The 17,719-nt window shown below is 40.1% G+C and carries 15 protein-coding genes; all 15 read left to right on the top strand.

Features of this window, described 5'->3' with window-relative positions:
* Nucleotides 1-77: 77 nt before the first annotated feature.
* The 15 genes from ruvA (at nt 78) to ABVM50_RS01840 (ending at nt 17,698) form a co-directional block, all read left to right on the top strand.
* A complete protein-coding gene (gene ruvA, locus ABVM50_RS01910) occupies nt 78-659 on the top strand; it encodes a Holliday junction branch migration protein RuvA (RefSeq protein WP_141878761.1) in 582 nt (193 codons plus the stop codon).
* Nucleotides 660-721: 62 nt separating this feature from the next.
* Nucleotides 722-7,819 (top strand): cell surface protein SprA, encoded by a 7,098-nt coding sequence (gene sprA, locus ABVM50_RS01905; protein WP_405200675.1) that lies wholly within the window; start codon nt 722-724, stop codon nt 7,817-7,819.
* Nucleotides 7,820-7,880: 61 nt separating this feature from the next.
* Nucleotides 7,881-8,261: a glycine cleavage system protein GcvH gene (gcvH, locus tag ABVM50_RS01900; protein WP_405199721.1), complete on the top strand. Its 381-nt coding sequence runs from the start codon at nt 7,881-7,883 to the stop codon at nt 8,259-8,261.
* Nucleotides 8,254-8,652 (top strand): VanZ family protein, encoded by a 399-nt coding sequence (locus tag ABVM50_RS01895; protein ID WP_260443446.1) that lies wholly within the window; start codon nt 8,254-8,256, stop codon nt 8,650-8,652. Before gcvH ends, ABVM50_RS01895 begins: the two co-directional genes overlap by 8 nt.
* A gap of 25 nt (nt 8,653-8,677) precedes the next feature.
* Nucleotides 8,678-9,394, top strand: a complete 717-nt coding sequence (locus ABVM50_RS01890; RefSeq protein WP_405199720.1) for an energy transducer TonB — start codon at nt 8,678-8,680, stop codon at nt 9,392-9,394.
* Nucleotides 9,395-9,505: 111 nt separating this feature from the next.
* Complete coding sequence (locus ABVM50_RS01885) at nt 9,506-10,228, top strand: energy transducer TonB (protein ID WP_405199719.1); 723 nt, start codon at nt 9,506-9,508, stop codon at nt 10,226-10,228.
* A gap of 105 nt (nt 10,229-10,333) precedes the next feature.
* On the top strand, nt 10,334-12,454 hold the full coding sequence (locus ABVM50_RS01880; RefSeq protein WP_405199718.1) for a gliding motility protein RemB: 2,121 nt from the start codon (nt 10,334-10,336) through the stop codon (nt 12,452-12,454).
* A gap of 88 nt (nt 12,455-12,542) precedes the next feature.
* Nucleotides 12,543-13,445, top strand: a complete 903-nt coding sequence (gene cyoE / locus ABVM50_RS01875) for a heme o synthase (protein WP_405199717.1) — start codon at nt 12,543-12,545, stop codon at nt 13,443-13,445.
* Complete coding sequence (locus ABVM50_RS01870; protein WP_405199716.1) at nt 13,436-14,017, top strand: heme-copper oxidase subunit III; 582 nt, start codon at nt 13,436-13,438, stop codon at nt 14,015-14,017. Before cyoE ends, ABVM50_RS01870 begins: the two co-directional genes overlap by 10 nt.
* A 45-nt stretch (nt 14,018-14,062) precedes the next feature.
* Nucleotides 14,063-15,043, top strand: coding sequence for a cytochrome c oxidase subunit 3 (locus ABVM50_RS01865; RefSeq protein ID WP_405199715.1), 981 nt, complete (start codon nt 14,063-14,065; stop codon nt 15,041-15,043).
* A gap of 17 nt (nt 15,044-15,060) precedes the next feature.
* Nucleotides 15,061-15,420 (top strand): cytochrome C oxidase subunit IV family protein, encoded by a 360-nt coding sequence (locus ABVM50_RS01860; RefSeq protein ID WP_141878753.1) that lies wholly within the window; start codon nt 15,061-15,063, stop codon nt 15,418-15,420.
* 82 nt (nt 15,421-15,502) lie between these two features.
* Complete coding sequence (locus tag ABVM50_RS01855; protein ID WP_405199714.1) at nt 15,503-16,147, top strand: hypothetical protein; 645 nt, start codon at nt 15,503-15,505, stop codon at nt 16,145-16,147.
* Complete coding sequence (locus tag ABVM50_RS01850; RefSeq protein WP_405199713.1) at nt 16,147-16,881, top strand: SCO family protein; 735 nt, start codon at nt 16,147-16,149, stop codon at nt 16,879-16,881. Before ABVM50_RS01855 ends, ABVM50_RS01850 begins: the two co-directional genes overlap by 1 nt.
* Nucleotides 16,878-17,417 (top strand): DUF420 domain-containing protein, encoded by a 540-nt coding sequence (locus ABVM50_RS01845; protein WP_141878750.1) that lies wholly within the window; start codon nt 16,878-16,880, stop codon nt 17,415-17,417. Before ABVM50_RS01850 ends, ABVM50_RS01845 begins: the two co-directional genes overlap by 4 nt.
* 44 nt (nt 17,418-17,461) lie before the next feature.
* The gene (locus ABVM50_RS01840) at nt 17,462-17,698 is read left to right on the top strand and encodes a hypothetical protein (protein WP_405199712.1); all 237 of its coding nucleotides are present in this window, start codon (nt 17,462-17,464) and stop codon (nt 17,696-17,698) included.
* Nucleotides 17,699-17,719 lie beyond the last annotated feature (21 nt).

Here is a 17,719-nt window from a genome sequence, read left to right as displayed (position 1 = left end):
CATAAAGTAAAGGCGGGAAGATGATTCCCGCCTTTGCTTTATTTTACTACATTTGAACCTCAACACAACTTTCTTTCATGATTCATCACCTCAAGGGTCAGTTAATAGAAAAAAATCCCACCTATGTGGTTATTGAATGCAACGGAATAGGATATACCGTAAATATTTCCCTGCATACATTTTCACTAATTCCTGAATCTGAAGCGATCAGTCTTTATACTTATCTTCAGGTAAAGGAGGATTCTCACACCTTATACGGGTTTATTGAAAAATCTGAAAGAGAGATCTTTAAACTTCTTATTTCCGTTTCTGGTGTAGGTACGAGCACAGCCCGCGTAATGCTGTCTTCCTTGCAACCAAAGGAGGTGATCAATGCGATTGCGACCGGTGATGTTCCTACCATCCAGAGTGTGAAAGGTATCGGCGCCAAAACAGCTCAAAGAGTTATTCTTGATCTTAAGGATAAAGTTCTTAAGGTGATGGGCGATGATGAAGTTTTAATGACTCCGAACAATACAAATAAGGAAGAAGCGTTATCAGCTTTAGAGATCTTGGGTTACAATAGACGCCAGGCTGGCAAGGTTGTAGAAAAGATTCTGAAGGATGATCCTGAATCCACCGTAGAATCTATTATAAAAATGGCTCTTAAAAAGCTGTAACTAAATTGAAGAACAATTACCTGAAATTGTCTTTACCGGTACGCCTGACTTTCCTGTTATTTATGGTGTTTTCTATAGACGCCATTTCCCAGGAAACTCCTCAGGACACCATCCAGGCGGGCTTTGCTCTAGGTGAGCTTCAGCTCCCAGATCCACAATCTATAGAATCCAGATACGAATATGATCCTATCCTCAACCGTTATTTTTACAGGGAGCGCGTAGGACAGATCAATATAGGACTGCCTTTAGTTCTTACTCCGCAGGAATATGAAGACCTCGTGCTGGAGGAAGAAATGCGTAATTATTTTAAGCTGAAAAATGATGCACTTTCTGGTAGAAAGGAAGGAACCGAGGATATTCAGCGTGATCTTTTGCCAGATTTCTATGTCAATAATAATTTATTTGAAAGCATTTTTGGTGGCTCTGAAATCAATATCGTTCCACAAGGATCGGTAGAAATAGATCTTGGACTTCTTTATACCAAACAGGATAACCCGGCATTTTCTCCAAGGAACAGAAGCAATTTATCTTTTGATTTCGATCAGCGGATTAGTCTTTCTATGCTTGGACAAATTGGAGAGCGTCTTCAGGTTACCGCGAATTATGATACGGAATCAACTTTCGATTTTCAAAATCAGCTGAAACTTGAGTATACGCCAAACGAAGATGATATCGTTCAAAAAATTGAAGTTGGTAACGTAAATATGCCTTTGAATAATGCACTTATTCAGGGTGCACAAAGTCTTTTTGGTTTTAAAACCGAACTTCAGTTTGGGAAAACAAGGATCACCGGTGTATTTTCAGAACAGAAGTCGGAGCGACGTACGGTTAATGTGGAAGGTGGCGCAACCGTAGAGGAATTTGCCAAATTTGCCCTGGATTATGATGCCGACCGGCACTTTTTCCTGGCGCATTACTTCCGGGATACTTATGATGAAGCGCTAAGAAATTATCCTTTTATTAATACCAATATTCAGATCAAAAGGATACAGGTTTGGGTCACGAACAGAACCAACAATATCCAGAATATCCAGGATACACGAAATATTGTAGCGATCCAGGATCTTGGGGAATCCAATGTTCCGGGAAATATTGGACTGGATACACCGCCGGGCGGATTTTTCAATCAGCCAGCAGGAGCTTTTCCAGATAACCTTGTAAACGATTTTAATCCCTTCGGAATAAATGGCAATGGTGAATCTATATTGAATCAGGCTATCAGGGATATTGCTACAGTAGACCAGGGATTTGGAACAGTAACAGTTTCCGAAGGAACCGATTATGCAAAACTGGAAAATGCGCGGCAACTAAAACCTTCAGAATACACCGTTAATACGCAGCTGGGATACATAAGTTTGAATCAACGTTTAAGCAACGATGAGGTGCTTGGGGTTGCTTTTCAGTATACGATCAATGGGGAGGTTTTCCAGGTTGGTGAATTTGCTAATGATGGAGTGAATGCTACTAACGATACCGGAACAGAAGAACCAACAACCGGAACCAATTCCAGGGCTAGTCAGAATCTTGTGGTTAAGCTGCTTAAAAGTACGATCACCAATGTTCAGGAGCCTATCTGGGACCTGATGATGAAAAACATCTATAGTCTTAATGCTTACCAGCTGGAACGTGAAGATTTTAGAATGAATATTCTGTACACAGATCCTCAGCCCTTAAATTATATAAAACCTGTTGAAGGAACCACGCTGCCTGCAGATGTGAATGAAACTCCATTATTGCGCGTTTTCGGGCTGGATGAATTGAATACCAACAATGACCCAATCAACGATGGGGATGGATTCTTTGATTATGTACAGCAAATTACCATCGATCCTCAAAATGGTAATATCATCTTTACTACGGTAGAACCATTTGGGGAACACCTTTTCCGAAAACTGGATGAGAATCCGAATGCCGGTAGTGAAGATTATAATATCCCTGAAACCTGGAACCCAAACCAGGAAAAGTATGTTTTTCGTGCCATGTATCGTACTACGAAAACTCAGGCAGAGCAGGAAGAGGCAGATAAGAACAAGTTCCAGTTAAAGGGTAGATATAAGTCGGCTGAGGTAGAAGGAATTCCAATTGGTTTCAATTTGCCACCGGGATCGGTGACTGTAACTGCCGGAGGGAGAATTCTTCAGGAGGGTGTGGATTACGTGGTGAATTACGAGCTGGGAAGAGTGCAGATTCTTGATGAGGGCTTACTTGCTTCTAATATTCCAATCCAGGTAAATACTGAAAACAATGCTTTATTCGGTCAGCAGACCAAGCGATTTACGGGGCTAAATGTAGAACATCAGTTCAATGAAAATTTCCTAATCGGGGGTACTTTCATTAATCTTAAAGAGCGCCCACTAACCCAGAAAGCGAATTATAGTTACGAGCCTATTAACAATACAATTCTTGGTTTAAACCTGAATTATAGTACAGAAGTTCCATTTTTAACCAGGCTGGTAAATAAACTTCCAAATATTGATACAGATGTGATGTCCAATGTATCTGTGCGTGGAGAATTTGCTTATTTGCTACCGGGATCTCCTAATTCCAATGATTTTGATGGAGAGGCGACTACGTATATAGATGATTTTGAAGCTGCACAAACGGCAATTGATATCAACAATCCTTTAGCATGGGAATTGTCCAGTGTTCCGGTTGGATTTGGTGGCGAACTTGCGAACGGAGATTTAAGTGCTGGTTATAGAAGAGCAAAAATGAGCTGGTATACAATAGATCCAATTTTCTATAGTAACAACAGGCCAGATGGGATCAGCGATTCAGATATTTCGAGTTATGCGACCAGGAGAGTTGCGCTTAACGAGATCTTTCCAAATACAGATGTAGTTCAGGGTCAGCCGCAAGTGGTTTATACCATGGATGTAAATTATAATCCTTCGGTTCGTGGGCCTTACAATTATAATCCTGCAGCCGCTGGTGGGAATACGCTGCCTGTACCCGGCAGTAATTTCGCGGGAATCACACGTCCTATTAATACTACCAATTTCGAGCAAACCAATGTGGAGTATATTCAGTTCTGGGTAATGGATCCTTATATCTATGCTGAAAATGCTAATAAAAGCGACGGACTCATAAACTTTAACCTTGGTAATATTTCTGAAGATGTACTGAAGGATGGACGAAAGCAATATGAAAACGGGTTACCCGAAGGTGAAGGTGAAGCCAATGTGATCACTTCTGCATTTGGGAATACTCCGGCAGATAATTCACTGGTGTATGCATTTGATTCTGAAGGGGATGGAAGAACGCTTCAGGATGCAGGTTTTGACGGACTACTTGATGCTGAAGAAGCTTTAAAATTCCCGGATTATGGAAACCTTGCCGATCCTTCCGCAGATAATTACGAGTATTTCCTGAATCGGGATGGTAGTGTTTTAGATCGATACCTGGATTATAATGGAACTGAAGGCAACTCGCCAACAGATGTTTCTGACACCAATCGTGGGAATACCACGCTGCCTACAACTGAAGATATTAACCGGGATAATACGATGAATACTATTAATAGTTATTTCGAATATAAAATTCCTTTTTTCCGGGGGATGAATATAGATAACAACCAGTATATCACCGATGTCAAGGAATTGACGACCACACTTAGAAATGGTCAGGATCTGCCGGTGCGTTGGGTACAGTTTAAAGTGCCAATTTTTGAACCTACCAATGCTATTGGAGGAATCGCAGATTTTAGATCCATTCGTTTTATAAGAATGTTCCTTAGCGACTTTCAGGACGAGACCATCCTTAGATTTGGAACTATGGATCTTGTTCGTGGAGACTACAGGAGGTATAACCAGAGTTTATTCGAGGATTCGGGACAATTGGAGAACCCAAATACTTCCTTTGAAGTAAATGCCGTGAATATTGAAGAAAATGAGAACAGGCAGCCTATTCCTTATCGATTGCCTCCGGGTGTTGAAAGAGAGCAGCTGTATCAAAATAATACCAGCTTACGTCAAAACGAACAATCACTTTCTTTAAGCGTTTGTGATCTGGAACCTCAGGATGCCCGTGCGGTTTATAAGAATTTCCAGATCGATATGCGGCAGTATAAGAATCTTGAAATGTTCCTGCATGCTGAATCTGTAATTAACCGCCAGCCGCTCAAGGATGGGCAGTTGGTCGCATTTGTTAGAATGGGAACAGATTTTGGTGACAACTTCTACCAGGTGGAAATTCCTTTATCACCAACACTTTTTGGCGCTTCTACTGCAGAAGAGATCTGGCCTGAAGTAAACAGAATGAACCTGGAACTGGATCTGTTACAGCAGGTAAAAACTTCAGTACTGGGAGATCCAACTTTGAATTCAACCGATTTGAATTTCTTTACTGAAGATCTTCAGGAAGTAGATGCTGAAGCGCCCTACGATATGGGCAGACTGCGTATTGGAGTAAAAGGTAATCCAAGTTTTGGAAATATCAGGTTGCTGATGGTTGGAGTAAAGAATGGAACCAGGGAAGATGGGGTCACCGATCTTTGCGGAGAAGTATGGTTTAATGAATTAAGACTTTCAGACCTAAAGAATGAAGGAGGCTGGGCCGGAGTGGTTAGCATGGATAGTAATCTTGCAGATTTCGCAAATATTTCAGCTACAGGACGAAGAAGCACGGTAGGATTTGGAGCATTAGGACAGGGGCCTAACCAGCGAAGCAGGGAAGATCTTCAGCAATATGATGTAGTTACGAATCTTAATATGGGGCAATTGCTTCCGCAGAAATGGGGAGTGAAAATACCTGTAAATTATAGCAGGGGAGAGGAGTTGATCACGCCAAAATATGACCAGGAATTTCTGGATGTGGAATTGGATACAAGACTTGATAATATTGAGGACCCGGCACAGAGGGATGCCGTAGAGAAGCAGTCACAATCCTATACCAAAAGACAGAGCATAAACGTAATTGGACTTAGAAAAGAGCGTACCGGGGAACGAACGCCGATGCCTTATGATATTGAGAATTTTGCTTTTGCAACTTCCTATAACCAGGTAGACCATCGGGATTTCGAGATCGAGGAAAGTATCGATCAAAGTGTTAGAGTGGGTGGAACTTATGAGTTTAGCTTTCCGCAGAAAAGCCTGGAACCTTTAAAAAATCTGGCAGTTCTGGACAGCAGTGATTATTTCGCCATTTTCAGAGATTTCAATATTAATTACCTGCCAACAAATATCAATGCGAGTTCTAATATTTTCCGGCAGTATAATCAGCAAAAGTTCCGTTCTCTGGACCTTAGTGATAGTGATATAGGAATACCAACCCTGTATCAACGCAACTTCCTGTTCGACTGGCAGTATGGAATCAATTATAATTTGACCAGGTCTTTAAGTTTTGCCTTTAACGCCAGCAATAACCGGATTATAAGAAATTATATAGATGATGAAGGTTTTGCTGATGATTCTATAGGAGTATGGGATGACTTTTTTAATATTGGAGAACCAAATCAGCATTTTCAGACACTTCAGGTGAATTATGACCTGCCTTTTGAAAAGATACCGGTTTTAAAGTTCGTGAATGCCACCTATTCTTACACCGGAGACTTCCAGTGGCAGCGAGGATCTCAGCGTTTTCAGCAATTAGAAGATATTCCTGCAATTGGAAACAGCGTTCAGAATTCCAATACACATCAGATCAATGCCAGTTTAAATCTTCAGGATCTTTACAATTATGTTGGTTTGGTTCAGAAGAAAAATAATAGTGCCGGGAAAAGCATTCAGGAACGGAGCAGGGGAATTCCAACGCTTGGTCCACCTTCCGAGGAAGATGAACAGGTAGAAGAAAAGCCTAAGCCAAAAACCAATAAAGGATATAATACGCTTATCGGGATCGCGACAGGATTGAAAACTTTCCAGGTCAATTATCGCAATAGCCGCGGAATATTTCTTCCAGGTTATACAGAGAGTGTTGGCTTTATGGGAACCTTCAGGCCAACCGCTGGATTTACTTTTGGTTTCCAGGAGGATATCAGGCAAATGGCAGCAGAAAGAGGATGGCTTACATTATTCCAGAATTTCAATCAGCAATTTTCCGCAGTGAAAAATGAGCAGCTAGATTACCAGGCAGGTTTCGGTTTTATACCAGATCTTACCATTGAACTTACCGGGAGAAAGAATGAAGCCGAGAATTATTCTGAAAATTATCGTGTAGATCCTGTGAGTATGGATTATCAATCGCTTACTCCTTATACCTACGGAAACTTCAATATTTCAACATTATTGATCGCGACAAGTTTCCAGCAGTCTAATGAAGCCAGTTCTGAAGCATTTCAGAATTTCAGGGCGAACAGAATTGAGGTTGCCAGAAGAATTGCCAGCGAGCGTGGCTTGGATCCTACAGATGTGGATGAAGAAGGTTTTCCAAGAGGTATTGGTAAAACGAACCAGGCGGTATTATTACCAGCATTTATTGCAGCTTATTCTGGAAAGGATGCAGGAAGTGTGCAATTGGGAGCTTTTAGAAATGTGCCTATTCCAAACTGGAATCTTAAGTACACAGGATTAATGCGTTTTGAGTGGTTCCGCGATAAGTTCCGAAGATTTTCCATAAACCATGGATATCGCGCAGATTATACATTGAATCAATACCAGACAAATCTGGATTATGATCCTGCAGATACTGAAGCATTGAACCAGGCAGGTGATTTTAAGAATCCTGTTCTATTCTCAAATCTAGTGCTAACAGAATTGTTTACTCCTCTTGCGCTAATCGATTTTGAAACCAAGAACAGTATACAGATCATGGCGAAGATGGAGAAAGATCGCTCGCTTGCATTCAGTTTTGATAATAACCTGCTTACAGAGTACAGTGGAAATGAATATACTCTTGGACTCGGTTACAGATTGAGAGATCTAAAGATCGCAACGGCGCTTGGAGGAAGAAGAAGAGTGCTTAGTAGTGATCTTAATTTCAGGACCGATGTTAGTTATCGTAAGAACCGAACGATCGTAAGGTATCTGGATCTTGCCAATAACCAGACAATTTCGGGACAGGATATCTGGTCCATCAATTTCAAGGCAGATTATGCGTTTACCAGAAACTTAACGGCGAGGTTCTATTATGATCATACATTCTCGGAATATGCAGTTTCAACGGCATTTCCACAAACAACCATTCGATCTGGTTTTACCCTGATCTATAATTTCGGAAATTAACGAAGCCATATTTGAACAATTCAGCGAAAAAATTAACTTTGCCACAAGATAAAACTAGCACATGAATATTCCACAAGAATTAAAGTACACAAAAGACCACGAGTGGGTTAAAATTGAAGGAGACACTGCGACTATCGGAGTTACAGATTTTGCCCAGGGTGAGCTTGGGGATATCGTATATGTTGAGGTAGAAACTCTGGATGAAAGCCTTGAGAAAGAAGAGGTTTTTGGAACCGTAGAAGCTGTAAAGACCGTTTCAGATCTTTACATGCCAGTTTCAGGAGAGATCATTGAATTTAATGATAGTCTTGAAGATGAGCCGGAAAAAGTGAATAATGATCCTTACGGTGATGGATGGATGATCAAAATAAAACTATCAGACGCTTCTGAAATTGAAGGTCTTCTTTCTGCCGAAGAATATCAGGAAGTAGTAGGTGCATAAATTAGTTTTAATTTTAGCGCTTCTTTATACAGGTGCCATCACGTACTTTTCTTTGATCGTGATGAACTTTAAAGTAAGTGTAGGCGGTTTCGATCCTACAGACAAAATGCTCCATGCCGGAGCATATTTGTTTTTATGTGTTTTGTGGAAACTATTTTTTATTCTGAAAAGCACCGATTTTACGCGTTATCGCCCAAATCTCTACTGGGTGGCTATCGCATGTTTTCTATTTGGTATGTTAATTGAGGTTCTACAGGGAACTCTAACCAGTTACAGGACACCCGATTGGTGGGATGGCCTGGCAAATTCAACTGGTGTATTGCTTGCAGTCATCTTTTTCCTGGTAATGGCGCCCACCATAAAAAAGTTGAAAAGCAGGTATTCTTTGTAATTAACCTTTATTAACCTAGCTTTTTATGAAACCGAAAAAAAATCCGAAAGCCGATCTTCGTCGGAACTGGGTCCTGTTTCTTCAAATTGGACTTATTGTAACCTTATTCTTTACGCTACAGGCATTTCAATGGAAAACTTATGATCCTGTTCAGGCAGGCAATGATGTGCTGAACCTGGATGATCTAGCGCAGGAGGAAGTTCCTGTAACCGTTTATGATCAAACACCGCCACCTCCGCCACCACCAGTAGAGCCTCCGGAAATTAAAATTGCTCCAGACAATGCAGATGTAGAAGAAGATGAAATAGCTTCTACTGAAATCAATCTTGATGATATCGTGGAACCTGAAGATATTATAGATGCAGAGCCTGATGAAGAGGTTGAAACTGTCCCATTTAAATTTATTGAAGATGTTCCATTATTTCCAGGTTGTGAGGATCTGGATAATAATGCAGACAGAAAGAGCTGCATGAGTGAAAAGATCAGCAGGTTCATTGGGAAAGAATTTGATACCAGACTTGGAGATAAATTAGGACTAACGGGTATGAACCTGGTAACCGTACTGTTCGTGGTAAATACTCAGGGCGAAATCGAGCAGGTACAGGCACGAGCTCCTCATCCTAAGCTTGAAGAAGAGGCTAAGCGAGTGATCTCGAAACTGCCTAGAATGAAACCCGGAAAGCAAAGAGGAAAGGCAGTGCCGGTCTCTTATGCCATCCCGATACGCTTCAAAGTTCAATAGTTTTGAGCTTATACTGAAAATTAGCTGTAGATTAATTACTTATTCTATCAGATTAATTTAGTTTTTTAGAAAAAATCTTTATTTTAGCAACCCTTAACAACTAAACGCATTATGGAACCTAAGAAAAATCCAAAAGCTGATTTAAATAGAAACCGAACTTTTTATTTGCAGTTAGGTCTTATTCTTGTTTTGCTAATAACCTGGCAGGCAATAGAATGGAAGACATATGATCCTGAAGCTGTTGACATTGGTCAATTGAATATGGACGAACTTGATGAAGAGGATGTGCCAATTACAGAGATGTTGAACACACCTCCACCACCTCCACCTCCACCACCGGCACCGGAAGTTATCGAGGTTGTAGAAGATGAGGAAGAAGTAGAAGAGGATGAGATCCAGTCTACAGAGACCAATCTTGATGAGATCGTGGAAGTTGAAGAAGTTGTTGAGGCTGTTGAAGAAGAAGAGGTAGCAGATGTACCGTTCGCGGTTATTGAAGATGTGCCGATCTTCCCGGGATGTGAAAATCTAAAGAACAATAACGAGCGTAAAGCTTGTATGAGTGAAAAGATCAGTAAGTATGTGAACAAGGAGTTCGATACAGATCTTGGTTCTGAGTTAGGACTTTCTGGTATTAACCGTGTGATCGTTCAGTTTAGAATTGATGAAAAAGGTAATATTGGTCAGGTAAGAGCTCGTGCTCCACACCCTAGACTTGAGAAAGAAGCTGCTAGAGTAATTAACAGTCTCCCTAAGATGAAGCCTGGTAAGCAGCGTGGAAAACCGGTAGGTGTTATGTACTCCCTTCCAATTGCTTTTAAAGTACAGGACTAAGTATCCACTCAATATCATATAAATCCCGGCTCTGTCCGGGATTTTTTATTTAGGGATACTTCTGTTTTATGTATATTACAGCACCAATTAACCTGCTACTTATTTATGAAGTACTTCCTGCTTCTTGTTTTTACTTTTTTCTGTCTCAGTGTGCCAGCCCAGGATTCGAGTACAGTTTCTGAAATCTATCCGGAATTTGAAGAATGCTCCAATGTTACTTACGTAAATCAGGAAAGTTGTTTTAAGAATACCTTCCTCGCGAAGTTCAAAACTGATTTCAGGCTACCGGAATCTTTAGTGCAGGAAAACTATACCGGTAAGATCACCATAGTTTTTGAAGTTGATGAAGATGGTCTTTTCCGGGTGATCTATCTGGATGCTGCCTACGAAGAACTAAAGACAGAAGTGAGAAGAGTATTTGCAGGTCTTCCGCAGTTAAAACCTGCTACCTATAACGGCAGGGCGATTCATATGCAGTTTAAGATGCCACTGCAATTACCGCTTGGTTCCAATTCAAACTTGTATCCTGTCAAAGATATTTCCGAAGAAAAGAACAACGAAGTAGTGGCCGAGGAGAAAGTATCCCGAGAGTCCAATATTCTTGAAGAATATGAGAGAATAAAGTCTGATGATTTTACTCAGCCACGATATAGCAGTCAGATTAATATCCCGCTTTCTCACGAGTATTATAGTCGGTTTGATGCTGAGATCAACCAGATAGGTCTCAATTCTCATTCGGCTTCAAAACCACTAATGTTTGCAGAGGTCAACAAACACTATGATTTTGAAGCTGAAAGACAGGAAATGCTGCAGAATCGAAGTACGTATGCAGGTCGAAAACTTTGGAACGAGCACCTGGTTAGGTTTCAGACAAATGATTACTGGTTTACGATAGATCCTGGATTTGACTTGCAGATAGGTAAGGATTTTGAGCAGTCAGAACATGAATTTACGTATAACAATACCCGGGAATTTATCATCCAGGGAGGTTTAGGTAAAAAATTCAATTTTTATTCAGTCATCTACGAAAGTCAGGGAAGATTTGCCCAGTATTATAATGATTTTGCTGAATCTATTCGTCCTGCCGGAGGTGATCCAGCGATCGTACCAGGTAGAGGAATAGCTAAAACTTTTATGAATGATGGGTATGACTACCCGGTTGCAGAAGGTTATTTGTCCTTTACTCCTTCAGAATTTATAAATATCCAGTTTGGCCATGGGAATAATTTTATTGGTGATGGGTATCGCTCCCTTTTACTAAGCGACAATCCATCTCCTTATCCTTATTTGAAGCTGAATACCAAGTTCTGGAAGATAAAATATACAAATACGTGGATGTCACTTAGGGATGTTCGTCCGGAAGTTACCAATAGCGGCTCCTTTAGAACAAAATATATCGCAAATCATTATTTGAGTCTGAATCTTACCAAACGTCTTAATCTGGGATTCTTTGAGTCGGTTATGTGGGAGAATGACAACGATCGTGGCTTTGATCTAAATTATTTAAACCCGGTTATCTTTTATCGCGCGATAGAATTTGCTACGGGAGCCGATGGTGGAAATGCCATTATTGGACTCACAGGAAAATACAAGATATCGAACCAGATGTATACGTATGGCCAATGGTTGATTGACGAATTTTCTTCCACAGATGTTTTTGGAGGTAAAGGAAGCTGGAAGAATAAGCTAGGTTTTCAAATTGGTTTAAAGTACTTCAATGCTTTTAAAGTAGACGATCTGTATCTGCAGGCTGAATATAACCAGGTACGCCCTTACACTTATTCTCATAATTCAATTACGCTTAACTACGCGCATAACAACCAATCCATGTCTCATTTATGGGGTGCGAATTTCAGAGAGTTTGTGGGGATCGCACGCTATAGAAAAGATCGATATTATGGTAGTGCGAAACTGATTCTAGGAAAGCGCGGTTTTGATTTTTCTGAAGATGGCGCCTATTATGGTCAGGATCTTTACAGGAGTGAAGAGGCCCGGCCATTTGAAACCGGAGTAGAAATAGGGCAGGGAAATACTACGAACTCGTTTTATTCTGAATTGGAAGCAGGTTACATTGTGAATCCAACTACGAACTTAAAACTGTTTGCAAGTTTCATTTACAGGGATTTTAATCCGCAGGTGAATACTGCTTTAAATTCTGAAATTTCCACGACCTGGATCAACTTTGGATTGCGCACAGATATTTTCAACTGGTATTTTGATTACTAGTCATTTTCACCTCTGAAAATTAACACATTGCCTGCCTTGCCAAAACCTAATTAAGGAGTATCTTTGCGCAAGTTAAAAAAAAGCTTTTTTGAGCAATACTCGCGTACATAATCCCAACGCTTCCATACTCTCAGATTTTAAGGAAATTACTAAGATGAGGCTGGCCATTAGTGTGGTTTTCTCCTCTGTGGCGGGTTATTTTTTAGGTGCCGATTCCATAGATTTTGTGACTGTTACTTTACTTGCCATTGGTGGTTACCTCATGGTGGGAGCAAGTAATGCGTATAACCAAATCATTGAAAGAAACCTGGACAGCCTTATGGACCGTACGAAAAACCGTCCGCTGCCAGCAGGAAGAATGTCTGTGACCACAGCATTCACTATCGCAAGTATTTTTACTGTTCTGGGCTTAATCGTATTATATGTGATCAATCCAAAGACCGCAATGTTTGGTGCGATAAGCATCTTCATGTATGTGAGTCTTTATACACCATTGAAAACGAAAACGCCATTGGCGGTATTTGTTGGAGCATTTCCAGGAGCTATCCCGTTTATGTTAGGCTGGGTGGCGGCATCAGGTAGCTTCAGTATAGAGCCAGGTACTTTGTTTATGATCCAGTTCTTCTGGCAGTTCCCTCATTTCTGGGCAATTGGTTGGTGGTTGTTTGATGATTATAAGAAAGGTGGATTCTTTATGCTTCCTACTGGAAAACGTGATCGTGGAACAGCAGTTCAGATCATATTATATACCTGCTGGACGATCATGGTTTCATTAATTCCGGTTTTCGGAGTTACCGGTAAGTTGTATTTAACGCCGGTTTCCGGAGTCATAATCTTACTGCTGGGACTAGGAATGATGTATTATGCGATCAGGCTTTTTAAAGAGAAAACGGCTGATGCGGCTAAAAAATTAATGTTTGCAAGTGTGTCTTATATCACCTTGCTGCAAATTGTATATGTACTCGATAAATTTATTAGACAATGGATTTAACACAGGGATCAGACGAAATGAAACAGGCCCGTGCAAAGAAGATGATGCTTTGGTTCGGGATCATAAGTATGGTAATGACCTTTGCAGGTTTGACCAGTGCTTATGTAGTGAGTAAGAACAGACCAGACTGGCTAACCGACTTTGAACTTCCAGTTTCATTCCTCTGGAGCACACTGGTGATCGTAGGAAGTAGTATCACCCTCTGGTTGTCGAAACAAGCGATAAAATCTGGTAATCGTAGAAATGCTTCGGCTTTCTTAATTGGAACGCTGATTCTGGCAATTCTATTTGTGGTTTTCCAGTTCTATAGCTTTTCAGAAATAGTGCAATCCGGTTATTATTTTACCGGAAGTGAGAGTACGATTACAACATCATTTGTCTATGTACTGGTGCTGGCACATTTAGCCCACCTGGCGATAGGATTGATAGTACTTTTAGTGTTAATTTATAACCATTTTAAACAACGTTATAATGCAGGTCAAATGCTTGGATTTGAGCTTGGTGCAACTTTCTGGCACTTTGTTGATTTTCTGTGGATTTACCTGATTATCTTTTTATATTTCTTTAAATAATAAAATTGCGTATTTTTGCGCATCCTTTAACATTAAAACACTTCTATGGAGGCTACTGTTGTTAGAACAGGCACTGAAGGAAAAACCTGGGGTGGTGGTAATGATCCACTAAAAGCAAGTTACGGTAAGATGATGATGTGGTTCTTCATCCTATCTGATGCTTTAACATTTTCAGGATTTCTTGCCGCTTATGGTTTTTCACGCTTTAAATTTATTGATTCCTGGCCAATTGCGGATGAGGTTTTCAATCACTTCCCGTTCTTGCATGGAGTAGACGCTCCAATGTATTACGTGGCGTTGATGACGTTCATTTTAATATTTTCTTCGGTAACTATGGTACTTGCTGTAGATGCTGGGCATCATATGAAGAAAGCTAAGGTTACGCTATATATGTTTCTTACCATTATTGGTGGAATTATATTCGTGGGATCACAAGCTTGGGAGTGGAAGAATTTTATTAGCGGAGAATACGGAGCTGTAACTACCAAAGGAGGTAACATCCTTCAATTCGTAGATGGTGAAGGTCATCGTGTAGCATTATCTGAGATCGCAGTTCCAATTGAAGGCGATAGAGTAGAGCATGAAGCGAACAACGGGATCTGGTTTGATTCTGGAGCTGAGCTACCAACCTATTCACTTGATGAGATCAAAGCTGGTTTTGCAGCGAATGAAAATCTTCTAATTAGAACACAAACATTTACCGAAGATAACGAGAAAACTATCCTAAGCAGAGATGAGTCTCTGGCTAAGCTGGATGCTGAAGCTGTAGGAACTGTAGAAGGTGCCAACCTTACTCAAAATGAGTATGGACCACCATTATTTGCAGACTTTTTCTTCTTTATTACTGGTTTTCACGGTTTTCACGTGCTTTCCGGGATCATTATCAACATTATCATTTTCTTTAACGTAGTTATTGGAACTTACGAGCGAAGAGGAAGCTATGAGATGGTTGAAAAAGTTGGTCTGTACTGGCACTTTGTAGACTTAGTTTGGGTATTTGTATTTACATTCTTTTACCTGGTTTAATTCTGAAATAAATTATTATGGCTCACGATACAACACATGAAGGATCTGCAACTAAAAGGATCTGGTTTGTTTTCGCAATACTTTCAGTAGTAACAATCGCAGAAGTAATTCTTGGAATTATTAAGCCTGCTTTCCTAACAGACACCATGTTCTTAGGAATGAGATTGCTTAACTGGATCTTTATCATACTTACGATCTATAAAGCGTATTATATCGCCTGGTCTTTTATGCACCTTGAACATGAAACTAAAGGGCTTAGAAGAGCGATCGTCTGGACGTCTATTTTCCTTATATCTTATCTTATTTTTATCCTTCTTACTGAAGGTGGATATATCTACGAAGTATATAAGAGCGGGCATGTAGCCTGGGACTTCTAACAAAAGTTAAAAGCATTGGAAAAGGCGGTTTTATAAAACCGTCTTTTTATTTTTGTACCCGTCTGTAAAGCATCTCATTGCTATGAAGAAGTTTCTAGTTCTTGGTATTTTATTCGCCCTTCCAATCACCGCATATTTGTTCTTCGCTTCTGGCAAGAACAACTTCGCCAGGTTACCTGTTCTCACAGAAAATGTAACCGATATCTCCACAATGGAAACCAATACCGATAGTGTGCTTAGTTTTGATGAGCATATCACAGTGGTCGCCTTCTTTGGATCAGATCTCGAAAAGATCAAAGGCAATACCTTCAATCTCGATAAAAAAATACTTGAAAAATATTACGACTTCGACGATTTTCAATTCGTATTAATCCTTCCTTCGGAAACTAAAGAAGATACCGGGAACTTTATTGAAGAATTTAAAAAGATCAGCGAATCTTCGAAATGGAAAATAGCTTATGCAACTTCCGAAGAGATAGAAACAGTTTTTGAAAGTTTTGCTAGTCCGCATAAACTCGATCAGGATCAATACACGCCATATGTTTACATCGTAGATAAAGATCGTAATCTTCGTGGCCGTGATGATGATGAAGATAACGGTGAACTTTATGGGTATGATTCACGGGATGTAGCAGAACTGAATAACAAGATGAACGATGACGTAAAAGTTATCCTTGCAGAGTATCGTCTGGCTTTAAAGCGTAACAATCGAAACGATAAGATCTAATGAAAAACTACTCATATATAGGAATTTCACTGATCATCCTGGTTTTCGGGATCATTTTTATTCCGAAGATCATAGACAGAATTAGTGATGATGAGATCGTTAAAGCGGATCGCTTGAATAAAACAACTGATAAAAAACGTACTAAGACCGACGTTCCTTTGGTTTATCTCGAAATTGACGGAGAGCGAAAAAAAGCACCTCAATTTAGTTTTGTGAATCAGGACGGCGATACGATCACCAACAAAGATTATGCTGGTAAAGTATATGTGGCAGAATTCTTCTTTACAACCTGTCCTACCATTTGCCCGATCATGAATAAAAATCTAGTCGAGATACAGGATGAGTTTGAAGATGCTTCCAATTTTGGGATCGCTTCATTCTCCATAGATCCCGAGCATGATACTCCAGCGGTGCTCACTGAGTATGCCGATAAGTATGGGATTACAGATCCAGATTGGAACTTGCTCACTGGAGATCGCGAAAAGATCTATCAGGTGGCGAATAAAGGATTCGGTATTTATGCTGGTGAAGATGCATCTGTGGCTGGAGGATTTGCTCATCAGGGCTGGTTCGCTCTAGTAGATCAGGAAGGTTATATTAGGTCAAGAATCGATGATTTTGGCAATCCAATCATTTATTACCGTGGATCAGTAGAACGAAATAAGTCGGTCACCGGAGATCAGGAAGAACCGCAGATCGAAATATTAATTGAAGATATAAATAACTTACTTTGAAAACTTCCCTGAACACTTCAGATAAGATCGCCGTTCCTGTTATTATAGGACTTTCTATCGCCGTTCCTGCCATTGTTGTAGTTCTTATGTTATTACCAGAGCGTTACAATATTTTTGGAGCCGATTCGATGACATTTCCGCTCTTTCATGGTGTGCTGAATTTCCTAACCGCAATTTTACTGGTTGTTGGATATTTCTTTATGAAGGCAGACAACTTTTTAGCACATAGGAATACTATGATTGCCGCATTTGGTCTTTCTGTAGTTTTCCTGGTAAGTTATGTGCTTTCAAAGATCAGTAACGAACCGGTGCCTTATGGAGGAGAAGGAATTTTGCGATATGTCTATTTCTTTATTCTTGTTTCCCATATCATACTATCCGGAATCATAGTGCCGCTGGTTTTATTTACAATGTATAGAGGCTTGAGTGGGGAATATGACAAGCACTCGAAGATAGCAAGATGGACATTCCCAATCTGGTTATACGTAGCCGTTACGGGTGTACTGGTATTTTTATTTATGATGCCGTATTATTAATTCTCTTCGGAAATTTATAATTTGGAGAGATTAAGAGACTGAAGATGAAGAAACTACTTATTATAAGCATTCTATTGGCAGCATTTCTTTTAATTCCTGAAACTGCTGAAGCTCAATGCTCCATGTGTCGGGCTGTGCTGGAAAGTGAAGGTGATCAAAGTACCGCAAAGGGTATTAATGACGGTATTCTCTATCTTATGATATTTCCATATTTACTAATTGGTGGGATTGGTTACTTCATTTATCGCACCTGGAAAAGAAGAGAAAAAGAAGAAGCTTAGACTCTCTTACAATGTAAACTT

The organism is Christiangramia sp. LLG6405-1 (assembly GCF_045055805.1).
Lineage (GTDB): Bacteria > Bacteroidota > Bacteroidia > Flavobacteriales > Flavobacteriaceae > Christiangramia.
This window is presented reverse-complemented; position numbering and strand designations above follow the sequence as displayed.